The organism is Prosthecomicrobium sp. N25 (genome assembly GCF_037203705.1).
GTDB lineage: Bacteria > Pseudomonadota > Alphaproteobacteria > Rhizobiales > Ancalomicrobiaceae > Prosthecodimorpha.
Window position 1 is genome coordinate 1 of sequence record NZ_JBBCAT010000013.1, and the last position, 1193, is coordinate 1193.

3 protein-coding genes are annotated in these 1193 nt (G+C 66.1%); all 3 read left to right on the forward strand.

Going from position 1 to position 1193, the window contains the following annotated elements; all coding sequences use genetic code 11:
* Positions 1-142 precede the first annotated feature (142 nt).
* The gene (locus tag WBG79_RS27690) at positions 143-307 is read left to right on the forward strand and encodes a transposase (protein WP_443147530.1); all 165 of its coding nucleotides are present in this window, start codon (positions 143-145) and stop codon (positions 305-307) included.
* A gap of 366 nt (positions 308-673) precedes the next feature.
* A complete protein-coding gene (gene tnpA / locus WBG79_RS27550) occupies positions 674-1081 on the forward strand; it encodes an IS66-like element accessory protein TnpA (RefSeq protein ID WP_337360456.1) in 408 nt (135 codons plus the stop codon).
* Positions 1078-1193 (forward strand): IS66 family insertion sequence element accessory protein TnpB (gene tnpB / locus WBG79_RS27555; RefSeq protein WP_337360457.1); only part of this gene is annotated, 116 nt, incomplete at its 3' end. The genes tnpA and tnpB, both read left to right, overlap by 4 nt.

A 1193-nucleotide genomic window follows, 5' to 3' on the forward strand; every position in this document is an offset into this window, starting at 1 on the left:
CAAAACGATCCTCCAACGGATCGTCAAAGTCGGCCCTCAAGCGGCGGGGAGGAAGGTGGGACCGGGACAGCGCTTACGAAGGCTGCCTCGCGGCAAGGGCTGTGTGGGCTGAACTCCCAGGAGCAATCCTAGGAGTAGTCCTATGACGGAGGTTGCGCGGGTCGAGGTGATCACGTCCGTCGAACGCCGGCGGAGATGGAGCCGCCTGGGGAAGGCGCGATTAGTGGCTGCTTCGTTTGATCAGTGTGTCACAGCTTTGAACATTGCGCGGGACGCGGGCATTCACGTGAGCCAGCTTTTCCGGTGACGGAAAGAGCTGTGCCAGCCGGCGGCACCTGCGCTGGAGGGGACGGCGCTGGTCCCGATTGAGGCGCTACCCGTCGCGCCTGCGCCAGACCCGGTAGATGTCTCTCGGCCGGCAAGAAGACGTGTTCGCTGCCAAGCCGGTACGATCGAGATCGACCTTGCGAGCGGCGCCCGGGTTCGTGTCGACCGCGACGTCGATGCCGATGCGCTCCGTCGCGTCCTCGACGTGCTGAGCGGCCGGTGATCCCGGTTAAGTTGACCCCATCAGACCGGACACGTGGCGTGCTGCGTAAGCCTCCGCCGAAGGCCGCCTTGCGCCGAGAGCTGTGTGGGCTGAAGTCCTAGGAGTAATCCTAGAAGTAGTCCTATGACGAAGGTCCCGCGGGTCGAGGTAATCACGTCCGTCGAACGTCGGCGGCGATGGAGCCGTTCGGAGAAAGAGCGGCTGGTGGCTGCCTCGTTCGAGGACGGCGTCACGGCCGCGGAGATTGCGCGGGACGCGGGCATTCACGTGAGCCAGCTTTTCCGCTGGCGGAAAGAGCTGTGCCAGGCAGTGACGCCGGCGCCGGAGGGGACCGCGCTGGTTCCGATCGAGGTGGTGCCCGTCGCGCCTGCGCCAGATCCCGTCGATATCTCGCGTCCGGCGAGAACCCGGGTGCGCCGCCAAGTCGGGACGATCGAGATCGAACTTGCGAGCGGCGCCCGGCTTCGCGTCGACCGCGATGTCGATGCCGACGCGCTCCGGCGCGTCCTTGACGTTCTAGGCGGGCGATGATCCCGGTTCCGAGCGGCGTCAGGGTCTGGCTCGCCACGGGCCACACGGACATGCGCAAGGGTTTTGACGGCTTGGCACTGATCGCGCAGGAGACGCTGAGGCGCGATCCGCA